Genomic DNA, 1,777 nt, shown 5'->3' with positions numbered 1-1,777 from the left:
TAAGCTACTTCCTGACGAACCATTAGACCAGTTGATAGTTCCTGCACAACCACTGGCTGTCAGAGTTAAAGTGCCAGGCGCACAAACTACTTTTGGATTCGGTGCGGTGATTGTTGGTGTATTTGGAGCGGAACTATCAACAGTTACCGATGTCGTTGCTGTAGTAGTACAACCATTTGTTCCTCTAACTGTCACTGTGTAAATTCCAGCAGCACTTATAGTAGCTGTAGCATCCGTACCTAAATCATTTGACCATTGATAAGTGAGCGACAACCCACTTCCATTAGCCGTTCTAGTTACAGTAGTGGTATTGCAAGACAAGTTAATATTTCCTGTGATATTGACAGTAGGAGGTGCCACAATCTGCAATCCAGTCACAGTTGAACTGGCTACACTCATACAACTTCCAACAGTACAAGTAGCGGATATGGAATAAGTACCCAAAGATGAAAGCGTCAGGCTTGAACCTGACGAACCATTAGACCAATTCACTGTTCCTGCACAACCACTGGCTGTCAGAGTCAAAGTGCCTGGCGCACAAACTACTTTTGGATTCGGTGCAGTGATTGTTGGCGCAGATGGCTGACTAACAATTTGCATTCCAGTGACAGTTGTACTGGCCACGCTTGTACAAGAACCAACGTTACAAGTAGCGGATATTGAATAAGTGCCAACAGACGAAAGCGTCAGGCTTGAACCTGATGAACCACTAGACCAGTTGATAGTTCCTGCACAACCGCTGGCTGTCAGAGTTAAAGTGCCTGGTGCACAAACTATTTTTGGATTCGGTGCGGTGATTATTGGGGCAGATGGCTGACTAACAATCTGTAAACCTGTGACAGTTGTACTGGCTACGCTTATACAAGAACCAACCGTACAAGTAGCGGATATGGAGTAAGTACCCACACTTGAAAGTGTTAAGCTACTTCCTGACGAACCACTAGACCAGTTGATAGTTCCTGCACAACCGCTGGCTGTCAGAGTTAAAGTGCCTGGCGCACAAACTACCAAAGAACTAGGAGGCGTAATGGTCGGTGGAGCAGGTTGAGTAACAATCTGTAAACCTGTGACAGTTGTACTGGCCACACTTATACAAGAACCAACCGTACAAGTAGCGGATATGGAGTAAGTACCAACCGATGAAAGCGTCAGGCTTGAACCTGATGAACCATTAGACCAGTTGACTGTGCCTGCACAACCGCTGGCCGTTAGAGTCAAAGTGCCTGGGACACAAACAATTTTTGGATTCGGTGCGGTGATTATTGGGGCTGTGGGTTGATTCACAATCTGTAAACCTGTGACAGTTGTACTGGTCACACTTATACAAGAACCAACGGTACAAGTAGCGGATATGGAATAAGTACCCACACTTGAAAGTGTTAAGCTACTTCCAGACGAACCATTAGACCAGTTAATAGTTCCTGCACAACCGTTGGCTGTTAGAGTTAAAGTGCCAGGCGCACAAACTACTTTTGGATTAGGAGCATTGATTGTTGGGGCAGATGGCTGACTAGCAATCTGTAAACCTGTGACGGTTGTACTTGCCACGCTTATACAAGAACCTACGGTACAAGTAGCGGATATGGAATAAGTACCCACAGATGAAAGGGTTAAGCTACTTCCTGATGCACCATTCGACCAGTTGACTGTGCCTGCACAACCGCTAGCTGTTAAGGTTAAAGTGCTAGGTGCACAAACTATTTTTGGATTCGGTGCGGTGATTGTTGGAGCAGATGGCTGACTAGCAATCTGCAAACCTGCGACAGTTGTACTGGCC

At 45.9% G+C, this 1,777-nt stretch carries 1 pseudogene; it reads right to left on the bottom strand.

The window, feature by feature from the left end:
• Positions 1-1,777: pseudogene (locus ACYVFA_RS24125) on the bottom strand (gliding motility-associated C-terminal domain-containing protein); the annotation flags it as partial.

This window comes from Emticicia fontis (genome assembly GCF_054779675.1).
The sequence above is the reverse complement of the archived record's forward strand: the minus strand, read 5'-3'. Positions and strand labels throughout refer to the sequence as shown.